The organism is Tessaracoccus sp. (genome assembly GCF_016714275.1).
In the GTDB taxonomy this organism is placed as follows: domain Bacteria; phylum Actinomycetota; class Actinomycetes; order Propionibacteriales; family Propionibacteriaceae; genus Arachnia.
Genome location: NZ_JADJNP010000002.1, coordinates 667,742 through 687,813 on the forward strand (window position 1 = coordinate 667,742; position 20,072 = coordinate 687,813).

General features: G+C 69.9%; 17 protein-coding genes. 8 read left to right on the forward strand and 9 right to left on the reverse strand.

What is annotated here, in order from left to right:
• Positions 1-33 precede the first annotated feature (33 nt).
• Together IPJ61_RS11780 and IPJ61_RS11785 are read left to right on the forward strand one after the other, a co-directional pair.
• Positions 34-1,083, forward strand: coding sequence for a Gfo/Idh/MocA family oxidoreductase (locus IPJ61_RS11780; RefSeq protein ID WP_297107404.1), 1,050 nt, complete (start codon positions 34-36; stop codon positions 1,081-1,083).
• Entirely contained in the window at positions 1,080-1,853 is a 774-nt protein-coding gene (locus IPJ61_RS11785) for a TIM barrel protein (RefSeq protein ID WP_297107406.1), read from the forward strand. The genes IPJ61_RS11780 and IPJ61_RS11785 overlap by 4 nt, the downstream gene beginning before the upstream one ends.
• A 28-nt stretch (positions 1,854-1,881) precedes the next feature.
• Here the strand turns inward: IPJ61_RS11785 and IPJ61_RS11790 are convergent, their stop codons facing one another.
• Complete coding sequence (locus tag IPJ61_RS11790; protein WP_297107409.1) at positions 1,882-3,255, reverse strand: family 4 glycosyl hydrolase; 1,374 nt, start codon at positions 3,253-3,255, stop codon at positions 1,882-1,884.
• On the reverse strand, positions 3,252-4,019 hold the full coding sequence (locus IPJ61_RS11795) for a DeoR/GlpR family DNA-binding transcription regulator (protein ID WP_297107412.1): 768 nt from the start codon (positions 4,017-4,019) through the stop codon (positions 3,252-3,254). The genes IPJ61_RS11790 and IPJ61_RS11795 overlap by 4 nt, the downstream gene beginning before the upstream one ends.
• A gap of 101 nt (positions 4,020-4,120) precedes the next feature.
• On the opposite strand from IPJ61_RS11795, the gene IPJ61_RS11800 reads away from it, so the two are divergent.
• The 5 genes from IPJ61_RS11800 to IPJ61_RS11820 all read left to right on the forward strand — a co-directional run bounded on the left by IPJ61_RS11800 (position 4,121) and on the right by IPJ61_RS11820 (position 11,532).
• Positions 4,121-5,488: an ABC transporter substrate-binding protein gene (locus IPJ61_RS11800; RefSeq protein ID WP_297107415.1), complete on the forward strand. Its 1,368-nt coding sequence runs from the start codon at positions 4,121-4,123 to the stop codon at positions 5,486-5,488.
• Complete coding sequence (locus tag IPJ61_RS11805) at positions 5,485-6,402, forward strand: carbohydrate ABC transporter permease (RefSeq protein WP_297107418.1); 918 nt, start codon at positions 5,485-5,487, stop codon at positions 6,400-6,402. Before IPJ61_RS11800 ends, IPJ61_RS11805 begins: the two co-directional genes overlap by 4 nt.
• Positions 6,399-7,208 (forward strand): carbohydrate ABC transporter permease, encoded by an 810-nt coding sequence (locus tag IPJ61_RS11810; protein ID WP_297107420.1) that lies wholly within the window; start codon positions 6,399-6,401, stop codon positions 7,206-7,208. Before IPJ61_RS11805 ends, IPJ61_RS11810 begins: the two co-directional genes overlap by 4 nt.
• Positions 7,205-8,332: a carbohydrate kinase family protein gene (locus tag IPJ61_RS11815; RefSeq protein ID WP_297107423.1), complete on the forward strand. Its 1,128-nt coding sequence runs from the start codon at positions 7,205-7,207 to the stop codon at positions 8,330-8,332. The genes IPJ61_RS11810 and IPJ61_RS11815 overlap by 4 nt, the downstream gene beginning before the upstream one ends.
• A gap of 149 nt (positions 8,333-8,481) precedes the next feature.
• Entirely contained in the window at positions 8,482-11,532 is a 3,051-nt protein-coding gene (locus IPJ61_RS11820) for a PIG-L family deacetylase (RefSeq protein WP_297107426.1), read from the forward strand.
• A gap of 63 nt (positions 11,533-11,595) precedes the next feature.
• Here IPJ61_RS11820 and IPJ61_RS11825 read toward each other — a convergent pair whose 3' ends face one another.
• From IPJ61_RS11825 to IPJ61_RS11845, 5 genes are read right to left on the reverse strand one after another with little or no spacing between them, the layout of a single operon-like run.
• Positions 11,596-11,889 (reverse strand): DUF3017 domain-containing protein, encoded by a 294-nt coding sequence (locus IPJ61_RS11825; RefSeq protein ID WP_297107429.1) that lies wholly within the window; start codon positions 11,887-11,889, stop codon positions 11,596-11,598.
• A complete protein-coding gene (locus tag IPJ61_RS11830) occupies positions 11,879-12,733 on the reverse strand; it encodes a bifunctional methylenetetrahydrofolate dehydrogenase/methenyltetrahydrofolate cyclohydrolase (RefSeq protein ID WP_297107432.1) in 855 nt (284 codons plus the stop codon). The genes IPJ61_RS11825 and IPJ61_RS11830 overlap by 11 nt, the downstream gene beginning before the upstream one ends.
• Positions 12,734-12,743: 10 nt before the next feature.
• Entirely contained in the window at positions 12,744-14,303 is a 1,560-nt protein-coding gene (purH, locus tag IPJ61_RS11835) for a bifunctional phosphoribosylaminoimidazolecarboxamide formyltransferase/IMP cyclohydrolase (RefSeq protein ID WP_297107435.1), read from the reverse strand.
• Entirely contained in the window at positions 14,300-14,875 is a 576-nt protein-coding gene (gene purN, locus IPJ61_RS11840; RefSeq protein WP_297107438.1) for a phosphoribosylglycinamide formyltransferase, read from the reverse strand. Before purN ends, purH begins: the two co-directional genes overlap by 4 nt.
• Before the next feature lie 10 nt (positions 14,876-14,885).
• The gene (locus IPJ61_RS11845; protein ID WP_297107441.1) at positions 14,886-16,139 is read right to left on the reverse strand and encodes a cell division protein PerM; all 1,254 of its coding nucleotides are present in this window, start codon (positions 16,137-16,139) and stop codon (positions 14,886-14,888) included.
• 104 nt (positions 16,140-16,243) lie between these two features.
• Between IPJ61_RS11845 and IPJ61_RS11850 the strand changes: the two genes are divergently transcribed.
• Positions 16,244-17,914, forward strand: a complete 1,671-nt coding sequence (locus tag IPJ61_RS11850; RefSeq protein ID WP_297107444.1) for a hypothetical protein — start codon at positions 16,244-16,246, stop codon at positions 17,912-17,914.
• Between the two features lie 11 nt (positions 17,915-17,925).
• On the opposite strand, the gene sucD is transcribed toward IPJ61_RS11850, so the two are convergent.
• Together sucD and sucC are read right to left on the reverse strand one after the other, a co-directional pair.
• The gene (gene sucD / locus IPJ61_RS11855) at positions 17,926-18,822 is read right to left on the reverse strand and encodes a succinate--CoA ligase subunit alpha (protein WP_297107446.1); all 897 of its coding nucleotides are present in this window, start codon (positions 18,820-18,822) and stop codon (positions 17,926-17,928) included.
• A gap of 3 nt (positions 18,823-18,825) precedes the next feature.
• Complete coding sequence (sucC, locus tag IPJ61_RS11860; RefSeq protein ID WP_297107448.1) at positions 18,826-20,001, reverse strand: ADP-forming succinate--CoA ligase subunit beta; 1,176 nt, start codon at positions 19,999-20,001, stop codon at positions 18,826-18,828.
• Positions 20,002-20,072: the final 71 nt, after the last annotated feature.

Sequence of the window (20,072 nt, forward strand, 5' to 3'; positions counted from 1 at the left end):
CGAGCTAATAGCTCGTGCTAGCAAGGAAAGAACATGGAAGACACAGACGTCACGCCGCGCCCCACGTGGCCACTCAAGGTCGCGCTCCTCGGCGCGGGTCGCATCGGGACCACCCACGGCGAGATCCTCGCCAACCGGGTGCCCGGGGTCGAGCTCGCGGTGATCTTCGACCCGGTCGACGGTGCCGCGGCGCGCCTTGCCGAAAGCCTGCACGTCCCCGTCGCGACGCAGTCCCTGGACGACGTGTGGCGGGACCCCGAGATCGACGCCGTCGTCATCGCGGCGCCCGCACGGTCGCACACCGACCTCGTCGTCGCGGCGGCCGCGGCGGGCAAGCACGTGTTCGTCGAGAAGCCGATGGCCGTCACCCTCGAGGACGCCGATCGCGCGATCGCGGCCGCCGAGGAGACGGGCGTCATCCTGCAGGTCGGCTTCAACCGGCGCTTCGCGTCCGGATGGGCGGCGGCACGCCGCCAGATCGACGCAGGGACGATCGGCACGCCGCAGCTGCTGCGCTCCCTGACGCGCGACCCCGGCCCGTTCACCGCGGACCCGGCCCGCATCCCGCAATGGACCATCTTCTTCGAGACCCTGATCCACGACTTCGACGCCGTGTGCTTCCTGAACCCCGGCGCGCGGCCGGTGCGGGTGACGGCCCTCGCCGACGCCCTCGTCCGGCCCGACGCGAAGGACGGCGGCCACCTGGACACCGCCGTCGTCACCATCGAGTTCGACAATCGCGCGATCGGCGTGGCCGAGGCGAGCTTCAGCGCCTTGTACGGCTACGACGTGCGCGGCGAGGCCTTCGGATCCGCGGGCATGGTGACCGCCGGCTCGGTGCGCACTAGCGACATGGCTGCCTACACGGCCGCAGGGATCGAGATGGAGACCTCCCGCGCCGACACCTCGCTGCTGTACCAGGCCTACCTCGGCGAGTTCGAGGCCTTCGCCGAGGCCATCCGCTCCGGGGCGCCGTCGCCGGTCCCCGGTGCCGCCGCCCGCACGGCGTTGTCCATCGCGCTCGCCTGCATCGCGAGCGTCCAAGAGGGACGCGCCGTCCTGATCGAGGAGGTCGACCGATGAGCTACCGGCTCGCCGCGAGCGCGGAGATGCTGTACCAGGACCTGCCGTTCATCGAGCGGGTAAACCGGATCCACGATCGCGGCTTCCTCGTCGAGATCTGGGACTGGTCGACCAAGGACATCGACGAACTGGCCGCCAGCAACGCTGAGATCGTTTCGATGACGGGCTACCTGCGCGGCAACCTGACCGACGCGGACGCCATCGCCGAGTTCCTGGCCACGGCGGAAGAGTCCCTCGCGGTGGCGGAGCGGCTGAACTGCCCGAGCCTCAACGTGCACGGAACCGGGCTCGACGGCCGGGGCCTACCGGTGAGACCCGTCGAGGTCGTCACGCCGGAGATGTGGCTGCGCGCGGCAGACACGCTGCGTCGGCTCGCGGAGCTGGGCGAACGACACGGCCGGGTCTTCACGCTGGAGAACCTGAACCTGCCCGTCGACCACCCCGGCACGCCTTTCGCGCTGGCCTCCGACACCCGCGCCCTCGTGGAGGCCGTCGCCTCCCCGCACCTGCGGATGAACCTCGATCTCTATCACGCCCAGATCGGTGAGGGGAACCTCGTCGATCTGGTCACGCGGTGCCAGCCGTGGATCGGCGAGGTGCAGGTGGCCGATGTCCCCGGCCGCTGCGAGCCGGGCACCGGCGAGATCCACTATCCCGCCGTCGCACGCGCCCTCAGGGAGATCGGATACGACGGCGTCGTCGGCCTGGAAGCCTGGGCGAGGTCCGACTCGGACGCCGCCCTCGACGCGTTCGCGGCGGCCTTCGCCTGAACCCCCACCGCGCGAAGCGGCGGCGCACTCACGGAGCAGGGGCGAGCATCTCGGCGATGCTGGGATGCGCGGCGACGTAGCCGTCGAGCAGCGCCCGGCCCAGGCGCGGCGAGTCGACCAGCGGGTGGATCGAGAACCCCTCCCACGCCTTCTCCTTGCTCCCGGTCGCGGCCGCGTCCGCGATCGCCTTCTCGGAGGCCCGCAACCGCGCCATCATGCCGAGCTGTGCGAGGGTGAGCGGCGCGACGGGCAGCGGGTGGACCCCTTCGCCGTCGACCATGCATCCCACCTCGAGGACCAGGTCGTCCGGCAGCTCCGGCACGATCCGGCCCGACGGCGTGAGGTTGCCGACGTCGAGGATCATCCGCTCACCGTGCCCGGTGGCCAGGGCGTTCATCAGCCGCAGGGCCACCTCCTGGTAACCGCCGCCGGCGACGTCTTGCTCGCGACGCTCCTCGTCGCGAGCCTCCGCCATGTAGGTCGATTCGCGCTCGTGCAGCGCCGCGCGCCACGAGGCCAATGGGGACTCCGCGCCCTGGAGCATGGTGTAGAACGAGTCCTGCTGGCGGGCCAGGTACTGCCCGCGGGTCTCGTCGGCCTCGCGGATGCGGGCGATCGCCTCCTCGGTGCGCCAGTAGTAATAGAGATACTCGTTGGGCAGCACGCCGAGGGCCCGCACGAAGTCTTCGCCGACGACGCGCGCCTCCTCGATCTGGTCCAGCATCTCGTCGGAGGCGAGCAGCTCCGGTAGCCGGTCAACGCCGTCAACGGTGACCGAACGCAACCAGCCGAGGTGATTGAGGCCTACGTAGTCGTAGGTCACGCCGTCGGCCTCCAACGAGACCCCGAGCACGCGCGACACCCGCCGTACCAGCCCGATCGGCGTGTCGCAGATGCCGACCACGCGGTCACCGAGGAACTCGCGCATCGCCTGGGTGACGATGCCTGCCGGATTGGTGAAGTTGATGGTCCAGGCGGCCGGGGCTACCTCCGCGATCGTGCGGGCGACCTCGCGCATGACGGGAATCGTGCGCAACGCGTAGGCGAGACCGCCCGGGCCGATGGTCTCCTGGCCGAGCAACCCAAGGTCGAGGGCCACCTTTTCGTCCCTGATCCGTCCCTCCGCGCCGCCGACGCGGATCGCAGAGAAGACGAAGTCGGCGCCGGTCAGCGCCTCGCGCAGATCCGTGGTGTAGGTCACCCGAGGCGGCTCTCCAAAAGCATGCGCGTCCTCGTCAAGGATCCGCCGCATCGCCGCGAGGCGCTCCGTCGACGAGTCGTGCAGCACGACATCGGCGAGCCGGACGGCCGCCCTTCCTTCTGCCGCGAGGGCGTTCGAAGCCACCGCCTCGTAGACCAGCGGCACGCGGAAACCACCGCCGCCGAGAATCGCGAGCTTCATGGGACCAGAACCTCCAAGGTCGAGTCGGGCGGGAGCGCGAGCCGCTCCGGAATCGGGACGCTGTCGGTGACCATGCCCGTGAAGCGGGTCACGGGCGCGATCTCCAGGAATCCGGTGCCCGGGAACTTGTTGTGATCGACGAGCAACCAGGAGCGGGTGGCGACGTCAATCATGGCGCGCTTGATCGGCACCTCGCTGGGCGTGGAGTCCACGACGGCACCGTCGGGCCGCACGCCCGCGGCGCCCAGGAAGGCGATGTCGACGCGCACCTGACGCAGGCAGGACTCGGTGAGCACGCCCACCATCGACTGGTAGTTCGGGCGGAGCACGCCGCCCATGACGACGAGGTCCACCGCGGGCGCGTCGGCGAGCGCCTGCACGACCGCCAACGACGCCGTCACCACTGTGATGTCGCGTTCGCGGAGGAAGGAACACATCGCGAAGACGGTGGTGCCGATGTCGAGCGCCACGACGTCGCCGTCCCGGATGAGGCCGGCGGCGGCGCGAGCGATCGATCTCTTCTCGGTGGGCTCCTGACCCGCGACGATGTCAAACGCCGACGCGTCGGCCTCCGGCCGGATACTTCGCGGGCGGCACGCCCCGCCCCGCACGCGCTCGACGAGCCCGTGGTCGGCAAGATGCCCGAGGTCGCGGCGCACCGTGGCCTCCGAGACTCCCAGTTGTCTTGCCAGCTCCGGCACGGAGGCGGAACCCCGTTGATGCACGAGTTCCGCGACCTGCCGCTGGCGCACGTCGGTCAGCATGAAGAGACCCTAACGCGACTTCCACACAAATTGTGCAGTTTCGCGCAATTTCGAGCAATTCATGGCAGGATGGAGGCATCGCACATCGTCAAGGAGGACTCATGACGCTTCGACCATTCACCCGCCGCTCCTTCGTCCTCGGCAGCCTTGCCGTGGCGGGCACCGGCGCACTCGCCGCCTGCGCCCCCGGAGAAGCCGCTCCCACCGCGCCCGGCAGCCAGCCCGCCCCCAGCGGCGGCCCGAAGGACCCGAGCCAGCTGGGCGACATCACGCTCGTCGTCTGGGACCAGGAGGTCCGCGGTTCGCAGAACGACGCCCTCGTCGCTCTGAACAAGGCGTTCCAGGACAAGTACCCCAACATCACGATCAAGCGGACCAGCCAGTCGTTCGACGACCTCAAGGCGCAGGTGAGCCTGGCGCTCAGCGGCAACGACGTCCCCGACGTCGTCCAGGTCAACAACGCCCGCGGTGACATGGGTCAGTTCGTCAAGGCCAGCCAGCTCGTCGACCTCACACCCTACGCGCAGACCTACGGCTGGGAGACCCGCTTCCCCGCGTCGGTGCTGTCGAAGGTCCGGTACAGCGCAGACGGCACCACGTTCGGTGAAGGCAACCTCTACGGACTGCCGCAGACCGGCGAGATCGTCGGCATCTTCTACTCGAAGAAGAAGCTCGAGCCGCTCGGCGCCTTGCCGACGACCTGGGACGAGTACTTCGCGCTCCTCGCCAAGGCCAAGGAGGCCGGCGAGCAGCCCATGATCCTGGGCAACATCGACAAATGGCCCGCACTGCACGTATTCGGCCCGCTCCAGGCCAACACCGTGGACCCGAAGGAGGTCGTGGCGCTCGGCATGGGCAACGCCGGCGCCTCCTGGCTGAGTGACGGCAACAAGGCCGCCATGCAGCGCTTCGCCGACTGGGGCAAGGACGGCTACTTCGGGAAGTCGCCCAACGGCACCGACTACGACGCCGCCTGGAACGACTTCACCAAGGGCACCGGCGTCTTCCTGCCCGGCGGCTCCTGGCTCGGCACGGACATGGAGGCCGCCATGGGCGACGACCTGGGCTTCATCGCCCCGCCGCCGGCCATCGACGGCAAGCTCGCCACCACGGGCGGTACCGGCATCCCGTTCTCGATCCCCGCGAAGGCCAAGAACCAGGAGGCCGCGGCGGCCTACATCGACTTCATCACGACCGAGGAGGCCATGAAGCTGATCGCCGAGAACGGCGGCTTCCCCGTCCTCAACACGGCGCAGCACGCGCCGGCCTCCGGTGTGAACAAGGAGATCTTCGAGGCATTCGAGAAGGTTTCCACGGAGGGCACGCTGCTGCCCTACCTCGACTACGCGACGCCGACCTTCTCCGACACGGCGGGCCAGGGCCTGCAGGAGGTGCTCGGCGCCCAACGGACGCCGGAGCAGGTGCTGCAGGACTTCGAGGCCGACTACACGGCGTTCACGGGACAGTGACGACGACGGTGGCCCGGCGGCGGACGATCCCGTCGGCGGTGGTCCGAAACCGGGCCACCCCCTACCTCTACCTGCTCCCCGCATTCCTGGTCTACGGAGGATTCCTGCTCTTCCCGCTGATCCGGGCGGGCCAGTTCTCACTGTATGACTGGCCGGGCTTCGGGCCCTCGACGTTCGTGGGCCTCGGCAACTACGTCGATCTCCTAGGGGACCGCCGCTTCCACGCCGCGATCTCCCACGCCCTGACCCTGATCCTCTTCTATTCGCTGTTGCCGCTGGGGGTGGGGCTCGTCCTGGCCGCCATCCTGCGGCGCGGACAGGTGCGAGGGCTGGGGATCTACCGCGTACTGATCTTCATGCCGCAGGTCATCGCGCTGGTCGTCGTCGCCGTCGCATGGCACCAGATCTACTCCCCCAACGGCATGCTGAACCAGGTGCTCGAGAGCATCGGCCTCGGCGAGTTGACCCGCGGCTGGCTGGGCGACCCCACCTTCGCGCTCCCCGCCGTCGGCATGATCGGATTCTGGCTGCAGACCGGCCTCGTCATGCTGTTGCTCCTGGCGGGCATGGGCCGCATCCCCAACGACCTCTACGAGGCCGCCCGGCTCGACGGCGCCGGCGCCGTGCGCGAGTTCTTCGCGATCACGCTGCCCAGCGTGAAGGCTGAGATCACCACGGCCCTCGTGCTCACGATCATCGCGGCGCTGAAGACCTTCGACCTCGTCTACGTCACCACCGGCGGCGGCCCAGGCACGGCGACGACGGTGCCGTCGTACGAGGTGTACAACCGCGCGTTCAACCTGAAGGAGGTCGGCTCCGCATCGGCCGTCGCCATCGTGTTGACGGTGCTGGTCTTCGCGATCAACGTCGCGGTCTCCCGCATCGGCGAGCAGGGGCAGGAGCGCGCACGATGAAGGTCTCCCCGTTCGAGCGCGGCGTCAACTACGTCATCCTCACGGTGTTCGCGCTGTACGCGCTGGCACCTATCCTCACTATCTTCCTCACCGCGCTGCGCCCCCAGTCGGGTGTGCAGGGAGGTGGGCTGCACATCGAGAACTTCGCGGATGCCTGGGAGATCGGCAACTTCGGCACCGCGCTGCTGAACTCGGTACTTGTCGCCCTGCTGGTGGTGAGCGCCGCCATCGTCTTGTCGATCCTCGCGGGCTACGCGTTCGGCACGATGCGCTTCCGCGGGTCGACGGTGCTGTTCTACCTTTTCCTGCTCGGCATGATGGTACCCGCCGAGGCCATCGTCATCCCGCTGTTCTTCGACCTGCGCACCGCGGGCCTCACCGACACGATCTGGGCGCTTGCGTTGCCCCAGATCGCTCAGTCCGTCGCGTTCGGCACGTTCTGGATGCGCAGCCAGTTCCGGGCGATGCCACCGAACCTGATCGAGGCCGCGGCCATTGACGGCACCAGCGGCATGACAACTCTGTGGCGGATCATGGTGCCGCCGTCGCTGCCCTCCATCGCCACCGTCATGGTGTTGATGTTCATGTGGACCTGGAATGAGTTCCTCATCCCGCTGGTGATGAGCCCGGGCGGCCAGTGGCGCACCGCCCCGCTCGGCCTGGCGATCTTCAAGGGTCAGTACACCGCGGACCACGCCTTACTCGCAGCAGCCGGCGTCATCATCGCCGCGCCGATCATCGTGGTCTTCCTCCTGCTTCAGCGCTACTTCATCACCGGAATGCTCGAAGGGGCGGCAAAGGAATGACCGGACACGAACACCCCGACGAGGGGCGCTGCCCCACCTGCTGGATGTGGGACCCTCTCGCCGCGAAGCGCACGCCCGACGATCCCCCGCTCGACGTCCTGACGACCGGGCAGCTGTTCTTCGACCTGATCTTCACCGGGCTGCCGCGGCTGCCCTTCCCCGGCGAGGAGCTGTACAGCGACGGCATGGGGTCGTGCCCCGGAGGCATCGCCAATATGGCGACAGCGGCGGCCCGGCTCGGGCTACGCACCGGGCTCGCGGCCGGCTTCGGCGACGACGCCTACGCGGACTGGATGTGGGCGGTGCTGTCGGAAGACGAGAACATCGACCTCAGCGCGTCGCGCCGGTTCGAGAACTTCCACTCCGCGATCACGGTCTCCATGGCGTTCAGCGGCGACCGCGGCATGGTCACCCATGCCCACGACCTCCCCGAGTCGATGGACGACGCGCTCATGATGGCGCCTGCCTCGCGGGCAGCGACGCTGGACCTGAAGCGCGTCGGTCCATGGTGGCGCACGCTGCACGACCGCGGGACGCTGCTGTTCGCCGATGTGGGCTTCGACGAGACCGGCAAGTGGGATCCCGCCGACCTCACGCCGCTGCAGTACTGCCACGCGTTCACGCCGAACGCGGTCGAGGCGATGGGCTACACGCGCACGGAGCGCCCCACCGACGCCGTGCGGAAGTTCGCCGACATGGTGCCGCTCGCCGTCGTGACCGACGGGGTGGGCGGCTCATTCGCCATCGACAACACCACGGGCGAGGAGGTCTACTGCCCGTCGGTCGCCGTCGAGGCGATCGACCCGACGGGCGCCGGCGACGTGTTCGCGGCGTCGATGATGCTGGGGACCCTCGCCGAATGGCCGTTGGAGGTGCGGCTGCGGTTCGCGTCGCTCAGCTCGTCGCTGGCCGTGCGGCAGTTCGGCGGCTCGCTGGCCGCACCAGGCTGGGGCGACATCGCCGACTGGTGGCGCGACGTCTCGGGCCGCTCCCAGGCAGGCGACCTCCGGGCCGCCTACATCGCGCGCGACTACGGCTTCCTCGCCGACCTCATCCCCCACCACGCCGTCCACGGCGTGCGCCGCGCCGAGGGCACCTTCGCCGTCGCATCCCATCTCGACTGAGCCCGCACTCGGCCCAGGCGGAGCGGTAAGCAATACCGATCATTTCCAAGCAAATCATTGCAGTAGCAGACAATTTCTGCCTACTGTGGGGCCGTCCAACCCGGACAATGAGTCAAGCGGACGTTGATGTCCGAGGAGGTTCACCCCCCATGCAACGCCTCAGCAGATACGCACTCGCGCTCGCGAGCGCCCTCGCCGTCGGGCTGTCCCCGGGAGTCCCCGCCGTCGCCCACCCGGCTACGACCCCGGCCCCCACGCACAAGGTCCCCGCCAAAGGCCACAAGCCGCCGAAGGCGCCAAAACCCCCCAAGGTCGGCAAGCCATCCGAGGCGACAAAGGTCAAGGCGAACAAGATCGACGTGATGGGCCTGTGGGCCCACCCGGACGACGACGCGAGCTTCATCACCCCCTGCGGCGTATGGCACGACCGCTACGGCGTGCAGTGCGGCATCATCATGCTCACCCGCGGCGAGGGCGGCAGCAACTCTGTCGGCGCCGAGGCCGGCCCCGACCTGGGCCTGCGCCGTGAGAACGAGGACCGGGCGTCGCACTACCGCTCCGGCACCGTCGACATCTACAACATCGACGCCGTGGACTTCTTCTACAACACCAGCGCCCCGCTGACGGAGGAGATCTGGGGATCCGAACGGATCCAGCGCCAGGTCGTGCACGTCATCCGGCAGACGCGGCCGGAGATCCTCGTCGGATTCTCGCCGTCGCTCGCCGTCGGCCATGGCAACCACCAGTACGCCGGCCGCGTCGTGTGGGAAGCCGCCGCGATGGCCGCGGATCCGACCAAGTTCCCTGACCAGCTCCGTGGACCCGACGCTGTCAAGACCTGGCAGGTGAAGACGATCACGTCCGGCAGCCAGACCACCGGCACCGGCGGCGTCGCCGGCCCCAACTGCAACGTGGACTTCATCCCCGCCGCCACCAACCCCTTCACCGTCGTCGGCACGTGGACCGGCTACAACTCCCCCTACACCTGGTTCGCGGGCAACGTGCAGGGACAGCCGGCCAGATCCAAGATGACCTGGGCCCAGACTGGCCGCGAAGGCTTCATGGCCCACGCCACGCAGGCTCGCCCGAAGTTCACCACGATCCAGCAGCCGGCGTGCCAGCGCTACGGCATCGCCGAGTCGAAGGTTCCCTTCCAGCCGAACGGCTCCGCGGCGAACGCGCGCGACGACGCCATCTTGTTCGGATCTGTAATCGCCGACCCGGGCGGCATGCCCCTGGGATCCACGTTCACGGTTCAGCCGGAGAGCTACTTCCAGGCCCCGGGCGTGCCCTTCACCGTGAAGATCACGGCGAAGTCCGGGAGGTCCACGGTCAAGCAGGGGAAGGTGACGCTCACCGTCCCCGACGACTGGAAGGTGTCCGGGAAGAACAAGCTCGGCACGATCACTTCCGGGAGGGCCACCAGCGTCACGCTCACGGTCACGCCGCCGTCCGACGCGATCATCGACCGCTATCAGATCGGCGCCACGTTCAGCAATGGCAAGGTCACGGCCTACAACAACGCGCGCGTCGAGCTCGTCGGCGGCGTCGAGGGTCGCTTCCAGCGCTGGGGCAACTTCTCCGAGTACGAGGAGTGGGCGGAGCAGTTCACCTGGGTCGGTCGGCGGTCCACCGCCGAGCGGCAGATCGGCGCGGGTGAGTCGATCACCGTGCCCGTCGTAGTGAGCAACCGCACCACGACGAGCCAGTCGGGTGACGTCGCACTGAGCCTGCCGTCCGGCATGTCCGCCGATGCTGCGTCGAAGCCGTTCAACGCGCTGGACGGCGGGCAGACGACCACCGTCGAGTTCGTCGTCACTCACACCGATCCCACCGCTGCAGGCGGCGATCGGGCAACCGTGGAGATCACCACGACCGCGGGCGACGTGACAAGCACGGAGAACCTGACCCTTTACGTCGTACCCACCACCGTTATCCCGCAGGCCGTCACGGCTCCCACCGTCGACGGCGCCGCCGATGACGACTACGGCCCAGAGCTCGACATCAGCCGGAAGTGGGAGGGCGCCGACTGCGCCCCGAACGGCGTCGACTGCGGCGAAGGCAGCACCGTGCGCCTCGCATGGCACGGCGACGACCTGTACGTGCTCGCGCACGTGGTCGACGACAAGGCCAGCGCGGCGGCCCCGCCGGAGCGGTGCTTCGGGCACTGGCTTGTGGATTCTGTCGAGGTGCTGCTGGACCCTATGAGTGGTTCCCGCGACACGTCGACCACCTTCAAGACCGGCATCCTGCCGTTCACCGACGATGCCGACGGTAGCGCGGGCAACGGTGCCGACGGGCCGTGCTGGAGCCGCGACGCCGACAACCATCAAGGCTTCTCGTCCGGTCCGCTCGCGGACACGGTCGAGCAGGGGCCGAACTCGCCTGGGCAGGAGGTCGCCGTCGCGGTGACCCGCAACACCGACGGCACCTTCGAGGGCGGCGGCTATACCATCGAGACGAAGATCCCACTGGCGAACCTACCCGCGGCCGTCGTCACCGGCACGGCGCCCACCGGCTCCCAGGAGACCAACGACGTCGACGCCCGCTACCTGGGCCTGAACGTCACGCCGTACGACTCCGACGTAGACACCTACATCGGGAAGACCCGCCTGGCCTGGTCGCCGTTCGGCAGCCAGCAGTCGGAGCCCTACCGCTGGGGCCACGCGTACCTCGACGGATACACGGCCCCGTCCGACCGGCCGACGACACCGGAAACACCCATCATCCCGCAGACGGCGCTCATGGGCGTCGAGTCGCCGCAGACGATCTACCAGTCGGCGAAACGAGGTGTGACCATCTCCGGACTGCCTGGGAGCCGCGATCTGAAGGTCGAAAAGGTGAAGATCGACGCCAAGAGAGCGACGATCAGCGTCCGCAGCACGAAGGCGGGCACGGTACGAGCCTACGCATGGCACGGCGACTTCGGCATGATACCGGTGTGGACGACGAGCTGCCGGGGCGACATGCTCGGCTTCTCGACCTGCTCGCCGTCCGACGTGTCGGCCGCGCCGTGGGCTCCTGACATGGGAGGTCGGCTCCTGGCGAGCGTCGAAGAACCGGTGAAGCGGGGACGCGACACCGTCGCGCTCCGGCTCTCGCGCACCGCCAGGGCGGCATTGGAGAAGGGCGGCTCGATCGTCGTCTCCTACGAGTCGAGCTCGGGAGGCGTGAACGCCTGGCACTTCCCCGTGAAGTAGCGGCCGGCTCACGAGTCGGAAGGGGCCCCGTCGCCATCCGGGCGGCGGGGCTCTCCGACGAGGTCACCGCGCAGGCGGGACCAGGAAGGCCATCACCGCGACGGAGGCGCCCAAGCCGAGGAGGACCGTCACGTCGATCCAGCGGCTGCGCACCGAGAGCAGGCCGGCGGCCTCGCGCGAGAGCACCAACCTCAACACGCCGGCGACGAGCAGACCGCCCGCGATCATCACCGCGGCGCGGCGCCAGTGACCCAGCACGGCGAAGACGGTGCCGACGGCGACGCACGCCAGCGCCGCGGACAACGCCCACGGGCTGTCGGGGTACCAGTCGACCGGCTTGTCCGGCTTAGCTGCCATGCAGCGCTTCCGCGCGGTCGACAACGTTGCTCAGCAGCATCGCCCGCGTCATCGGGCCCACGCCGCCCGGGTTCGGCGTGACGAACGAGGCCTTGTCCCAGACGTCCGGCGCGAGGTCGCCGACGGTCTTTCCGTCCACGCGGCTGACGCCGACATCGACGAGAACGGCCCCCTCGCGGACGAGATCGGCGGTGATCATGCCGGGCACCCCCGCCGCAGCCACCACGACGTCGGCGCGGCGCGTGTGCGCGGCCAGGTCGCGGGTGCCGGTGTGACACAACGTCACGGTCGCGTTCTCGGAGCGGCGCGTGAGGATCAGGCCCAGCGGGCGGCCGACGGTGATGCCACGGCCGACGACGACCACCTCCGCGCCGTTCAGCTCCACGCCGTGGCGGCGCAGCAGCTCAACGATGCCGCGCGGCGTGCACGGCAGCGTCGCGGGCTCGTTCAGCACGAGGCGACCGAGGTTGATCGGGTGCAGGCCGTCGGCGTCCTTGTCGGGGTCGATCAGGCTGAGTGCCCAGTTCTCATCGAGGTGACGCGGGATCGGCAGCTGCACGATGTAGCCGGTGCATGCCCGATCCTCGTTCAGGCCGCGGATAGCGTCCTCAAGCTGGGCCGCCGTCGCGTCGCCAGGGAGTTCGACCTGGATCGACGCGATGCCCACCTTCTCGCAGTCCCGGTGCTTCATCCGCACGTAGTTCTGGCTGGCAGGATCCGAGCCGACGAGCACCGTCGCGAGGCCAGGGACGACGCCGCGCTCCCGCAGCGCCGCGACCCTCTCCATCAGTTCCGCCTTGATGGCAGCCGCGGTGGCCAGCCCGTCGAGCTTCTGTGCGGTCACGAGACTCCGATCAGTGGAAGAAGTGGCGGGTGCCGGTGAAGTACATGGTCACGCCCGCGGCGGCGACGGCGTCGATGACCTCCTGGTCGCGGACAGAGCCGCCGGGCTGCACGATCGCGCGGACGCCGGCGTCGAGCAGGACCTGGGGGCCGTCGGCGAACGGGAAGAACGCATCGGAGGAGGCGACAGAGCCCCGGGCCCGTTCACCCGCGCGGTCGACGGCGAGGTGGCACGAGTCGACGCGGTTAACCTGGCCCATGCCGACGCCGACGGAGGCGCGACCGTCGGCGAGCAGGATCGCGTTGGACTTGACCGCGCGCACGGAGCGCCAGGCGAAGGCGAGGTCGGCCAGTGTCGCCTCGTCTGCCGCCTCGCCCGCGACGAGCTGCCAGTTGGCCGGGTCGTCGCCGGCGGCGTCGATGGCGTCCGCCTGCTGCAGGAGGAGGCCGCCGTCGATCTGGCGGAGCCCCACGCCGGCGTTCGAGGCGTCGTCGGCGACCAGGATGCGGATGTTCTTCTTCTTGGCCAACACCTCGACCGCGCCCTCCTCGTAGCCGGGCGCGACGATGACCTCGGTGAAGACCTCCGCGACCTGCTCAGCCATGGCGACGGGCACGGGGCGGTTCGCGGCGATGACGCCGCCGAACGCGGAGACCGGGTCGCAGGCGTGGGCCTTGCGGTGCGCATCGGCGATGTCGGCGCCGACGGCGATGCCGCACGGGTTGGCGTGCTTGATGATGGCGACAGCGGGGGCGTCGAAGTCGTAGGCGGCGCGGCGCGCGGCGTCGGCGTCGACGTAGTTGTTGTAGCTCATCTCCTTGCCGTGGAGCTGGGTCGCGTCGGCGAGGCCGGAGCGGCCGTCCCCGTTGCGGTAGACAGCGGCCTTCTGGTGGGAGTTCTCGCCATAGCGCAGGTCCGCGACCTTGCGCCAGGTGCCGCCGACCCAAGCCGGGAACCCTGTGCCCTCGGAGGAGTCGGTGAGCACGTTGCCCATCCAGCTGGCGACGGCGACGTCGTAGGTGGCGGTGTGCACGAACGCCGCGGCGGCGAGTGCCTGGCGCTGCGCCAGCGTGAAGCCGCCGGCAGCCAGTGCCGCGCGGAGGGCCGGGTACTGCTCCGCGGAGGTGATGACCGCGACCGAGGGGTGGTTCTTCGCGGCCGCCCGCACCATGGTCGGCCCGCCGATGTCGATCTGCTCGACGCACTCGTCCTGGCTCGCCCCGGAGGCGACGGTGGCCTCGAACGGGTACAGGTTGGTGATGACGAGGTCGAAGGGGGCGACGCCCAGCTCGTCCAACTGCGCGCGGTGCGAGTCGAGGCGGCGATCAGCGAGGATGCCGGCGTGCACCATCGGGTGCAGGGTCTTCACGCGGCCGTCGAGACACTCGGGGAATCCGGTGACGGACTCGACGGGCACGACGGGGATGCCCGCCTCCGCCAGCTTGGCGGCGGTGGACCCGGTGGAGACGATCTCGACGCCCGCGTCGGCCAGGTCGCGACCCAGCTCGATCAGGCCCGTCTTGTCGTAGACGGAGAGGAGCGCTCGGCGCAGCGGGGTCAGATCGGTCACGGGTGTTCCTTCTTCCATTCGGAGACGGCCTGAATGAGGAGGCGGCGCTCGACCACCTTGATGCGCTCGTGCAGCGATTCGACGTCGTCGTCGTCCAGGACGTCGACCGCGGCTTGCAGCAGGATCTTACCGGTGTCGACTCCCGCATCGACGACGAAGACGGTGGCGCCGGAGACCTTGACGCCCGCCCGGAGCGCGTCACGGGGGCCGTGCATGCCGGGGAAGCTGGGCAGCAGCGCGGGGTGCGTGTTGATGGTCCTGCCGCCGAAGCGCGCGAGGAACGCGGGACCCACCAGCTTCATGAAACCGGCGGAAGCCACGAGGTCGGGCGCGAAGCCCGAGACGATCTCCGTCAGCTCCTCGTCCCACTGCGCGCGGTCGCCGCCGCGAGGCAGCGGGTGCGCCACCGCGGGAATGCCCCGCTGGCGGGCCCTCTCGAGCCCGTAGGCGTCGCGTTGGTCGGAGACGACGGCCACCACCTCCGCGTCTACCCCGCCGTCGGCGATGGCGTCGAGCAGCGCCTGGCACAGGGTGCCGGAGCCGGAAAGCAGGACACAAACCCTCGTCGTCACGGGGGCAAGCCTATGCCTTCGCGTCCGCCTCCTGCGCCACGGCGGCCGCGGGCGGGCGCCGAATGAGGCCGACGGCCAGCCCGGCGGCCAGCCCGGCGAGGCCGAGGATGCTGGGCGCGAACAGGAAGATCTCGGGGCTACGCGCTCCGATCGCGGCGAGCCGGTCGGTCCCCAGCCCGCCCGCGCCGAGCGCGCACGCGACGGCGACGAGGAGCCCCGCGGCCGTGCCCGCGAGGCCGCCGACCACGGCGGTCTCGTCGAACCGTGCCCTCGGCCGGGCCGCCGCGACGACGACCCCCGCGAGGGCGCCAGCCGCCACCCCTACCAGCAGCCACAGCATCGCCTGCCAGGGCACGGGGCCCGGCTGCGGGAGGGCGCCGAGCACGGGAACGGCAGGCAGCAGGCCGAGGTCCGTCGAGTTCAGCGTCACAAGGGAACCGTCGCCGAGCGTTACGCCCGCGCCGAGCGCCCAGGACGCGCACGCGAGGACGAGGTTTGGCAGGTAGATCAGGTGCAGCACCACGAGAAGGACGACGGCGGGCCATCCGCCGTCGAGTGCTGCCACCATCTCCGTCACCCGCGCCCTGCCCTGCCAGAGCGCGACCGCGAGCACGGCGGCGGCCCCCGCGACGACCACGAGCAGGGCCGCGCCGAGCGCCCGCGGCACGGCGCGGAGCCACCCGGGCCAGGAGTCCGTGGGGTCATAGCCGACGCCACGGCTGGCGCCCCAGAGCGCGGCGACGGCGGCCACCACGACGGCGCCGAGGAGAAGCCCCGCGGTCAGGAGGCCGAGGACACCCGCCAGAACGATCACGACAAGGGCGTAGGTGCCGCCGAACACGGCGGCGACGCGCAGCGTCAACGCCTCGGCATCCGCCCAGACGCGGCCGGTGTCGTCCGGGCCGTGGCGGTCCGCGGCGGCCTGGCGCGCGGCGATCGAGGCCATCGGCAGGGCGAGGAAGACGAGGAGGACGGTGACCCCGAGCGGTGCGAGGGTGACGGATTGCCCCCCGATCGACGCGGCGCCCCCGTGTGCGAGCAGCAGCAGCTGGGTGGCGAGCCGGAGTGCGGCACCGAGGTCGGCGGCCGGCGAGGTGAGCCAGCCGATCGTCGCGAGCGCGGCGAGGATCAGCCACACCGCAACCAACGTCGCGAGGGGCCCGATGACGGCCATCAGATACCAGGGCAGCAGCATCCTGCGACCACCCGAAACCGCGGCCGCATCCACGTCGACCGCCACGGTTCGGGGCTTCCGCGACGCCATCACGCCTTGCCCTCTGCCGATGCGGTCTGGCCCATGGTCTTCGGTCCCCCGGGTAGTGTTGCCCCCGAACACACGGATTTCTCGCGCGAACAGGGGGTGCTGACATGTCTACTGGCGAACCGCTCCGGCCCCGTCGAGGCTGGGAGCCCGACGAGGGTCCCGACGACCCGGCCGCATCGGACGATACCCCAGAGCCGCCGTCGGACCCGGCGCGACGCGGCGCACTCCCCGAGGATGCCGTCGAAACCGGCGCGTCCTCGGACGAGGCTCCCGCGCCGCAGGGCAATCCGTACGCCCGGCCCGGCTCGGACGCCGCGCGCGAGGCGATCCCCGGTCCCGTGCTGCCGATCTCGGACACGCCTATCCCGGCCCCGGTGTTCCCCCGCTCCTCCGGCGAGTTCGCCGACTCCCACAGCCCGGCGCCGCGCCGGTCCGCGCTGTCGTCGACGACGCCGGTCGAGGCCGAGCCGGTCGCCGCAGCGGCGCCATGGTTCCGGGAGCACCGCCGTTCGCTCCTCGTCTGGGCCGTCGGAGGCTTGGTGGTCGCTCTCGTGGTCGCCGTCGTCGTGTCGATGATCGTGCGCGGCAATCGGCCCACGACAACGCCCAACTCGCAGAGCCCGACCGTCAGCACGAGCCCTTCGACACCTCCCGACGCGGTCCTTCCCTCCGACCTCCTCACGCCCGAGGATCTCGGAGGCATCTCGACCGGAACCTGGTCCGTCACCGGCACGACCCACGCCGCGGCCGAGCACGAGGGCCGCGTCGCCTGCTTCCAGACGCACGAGGACGACGCCAACCCGACGTTCAGCGCTCAGCGCACGCTGGCCACCTCCGATGAGGAGCCCGTGGCCGCGCTGCACCGCGTCGATGCCTACTCCAGCGCACCGGTCGCCAAGGCCGTCTACGAGGCGCGGCTCGCGATCCTTGCCAACTGCTCGGAGGTTCCCGCGCTGCTGAGCGGCGCCGACGAGGTCACCGGTCTCGCCCCTGAGGCATCTCAACTGACGATCGTCTTCCAGGAGAACAAGGACCGGTATCACACGGTGCTCCTGACGCTGTCCGGAGCCGTGGTGCAGGTGCTCGACGTGACCCAGGCCGGCAGCCCGGTCGACCCGGAGTCGCTCGCCACCGCGCTGACCCGGTCGCAGACTCAGCTGTCAGAGCGCCAGGGCGAGCCCGCGCCGTCGGACGTCGCCGTGAAAGCCACCTTCCTGCCGCCCGCGGACCCCGCTGGGTGGCTCGTCCCCTCGGACCTGCCGCGCATCCGCGCGGGCCTCGGACGGTGGAACATGACACCCCCCGGCCCGCTGGTAAGCCCCGGCATGGGCTGCGAGAACATGACGCTGGTCAGCACGGGAGGCCCGAAGACGCGCACGCAGGCCACGTTCCTGATGACCCAGGACGACGAGACGCCGGACACCTTTGGCCTCGACGAGATGCGCTTCGAGTTCAGCAAGGAGAAGCCGGCGGACGCGTTCGCCGAGAAGCTCGGCGACGCCCTCAAGTCCTGCAAGAAGCGGTCGACCGGATCGAAGGTCCAGGAGCTGGAGAAGGTCACCACCACGACCCCGGACGGCAAGGTCACCTCGCGGCTTTTTGTCATCAACCGGCCCATCACGGCCAAGGAGTCGGTGACCTACCAGCTGATCGTCGGCCAGGTGGGCACGACCGTGACCTACTCGCTGATCACCGTCGATGACAACTACCGGTTCAGCAACGCCCAGCTCGAGGCCCTCGCCTCCCGGACGGCGCTGCGCGCCGCCCAGGGCTGAGCGAGAGGTCGTCAGACCAGGCTGACGCGGAGGTGCGCGATAGCGTCGCGCGCGAGCTGCGCGGTGAGCGACGGCGTCTCTCCCACCACGACGCCGGCGGCCTCGAGGGCCTCCTTCTTCGCGGCGGCAGTGCCCTTGGAGCCCGTGATGATGGCGCCCGCGTGGCCCATGGTCTTGCCGGGGGGCGCGGTGAAGCCTGCGACGTAACCGATGACGGGCTTGGTGATGTTGGCCGCGATGTACTCCGCCGCCCGCTCCTCCGCGTCGCCGCCGATCTCGCCGATCATCACGATCAGGTCCGTGTCCGGGTCTTCCTCGAAGGCCTGCAGGACGTCGATGTGCATGGTGCCGACCACGGGGTCGCCGCCGATGCCGACCGCCGTCGAGAAGCCGTGGTCGCGCAGCTCGTACATCATCTGGTACGTCAGCGTGCCGGACTTCGACACCAGCCCGATCCTGCCGGGGCCGGAGATGTGGGCGGGGATGATGCCGACGTTCGACTTGCCGGGAGAGATGAGGCCGGGGCAGTTGGGGCCGATGATCCGCACGCCTGCGTCGCGGGCCGCGGCCTCGAACTCGACCGAGTCGCGTACGGGGATGCCCTCGGTGATCACGACGATCAGCCCGACGCCCGAGCCCACGGCGTCGAGCACCGCTGCCTTCGCGTAGGCCGGGGGGACGAAGACGACCGACACATCCGCATTGGTGGCCGCGACGGCGTCGGCCATCGCCCCGAACACGGGGACCGGGTCCTCCTCGAACAGCACGGAGGTGCCGCCCTTGCCCGGGGTCACACCGCCGACGATGCGGGTGCCGGACATGATCATGCGCTGCGTGTGCTTGCGCCCCTCCTTGCCGGTCATGCCCTGGACGAGGACGCGCGACGAGGCGTTGATGAAGATCGACACTTGTCAGTTCCCTTCGGCGGCCAGGCGCGCGGCCGTGCGGGCCGCGGCGTCCATGGTGTTCTTGACGGTGATCAGCGGGTGGTTGGCCTCGGCGAGGATGGCCTTGCCGATCTCTACGGAGTTGCCGTCGAGGCGCACGACGATGGGCAGGCGCGCCTCGTCGCCCAGCATCTCGAGCGCGTTGACGATGCCGTTGGCGACGTCGCTGCAGGCCGTGATGCCGCCGAAGACGTTGACGAAGATGGACCGGACCTGCGGGTCGCTCATGATGATGCGCAGCCCGTTGGCCATCACGGCGGCTGAGGCGCCGCCGCCGATGTCGAGGAAGTTCGCCGGCCGCGGCCTGCCGGGGAAGTCCTCGCCCGCGGCGGCCACGACGTCGAGCGTGCTCATGACGAGTCCCGCACCGTTGCCGATGATGCCGACCGAGCCGTCGAGCTTCACGTAGCCGAGGCCCAGCTCGCGCGCCTGGCGCTCCAGGTCGACGTCGGCGCTGGTCTGCTCGTACTGCGCCCACTCGGGGTGGCGGAACGCCGCGTTGTCGTCGAGCGTCACCTTGCCGTCGAGCGCGATGATCCGTCCTGCGGAGGTCTTGACCAGAGGGTTGACCTCGACGAGCGTCGCATCGTTGGCGCGGAACACCTCCCACAGCTTCACGAGCACGTCCACGACCTTTGCCCTGTCCTCCTCGCGGAAGCCTGCCTCCTCGAGGATGCGGGCGGCAACTTCCGCGTCGATGCCGACGACCGGGTCGAGCGGGAGCTTCACGAGCGCGTCGGGCCGCTCCACCGCGAGCGTCTCGATGTCCATGCCACCCTCGACGCTGCACAGCGCGACGTAGCCGCCGGCGGCGCGGTCGAGGAGGACGGAGAAGTAGTACTCCTCCGCGATGTCGGCCGCGGGGCTCAGCATGACCTGCTCCACGCGATGGCCCTTGATGTCGAGGTCGAGGATCTGGGCCGCGGTCTCGGCCACCGCCTGGTGGCCGCGGGCGAGCTTCACGCCGCCCGCCTTGCCCCGGCCGCCGACGCGCACCTGGGCCTTGATCACCGCCACCTCAGCGCCGAGTTGCTCGTAGGCGTCCACGGCCTCGTCGGGGGTGGAGGCCACCCTGCCAGACAGTACGGGGATGGCGAAGCGCTCGAAGAGGTCCCTCGCCTGGTACTCCAGAAGATCCACGTCGTTTCCTCGGATTCTGGGGAGCCACTGATCAATGCTTCCCCGGGGTTTTTCTCGTCGCCACCCTACCC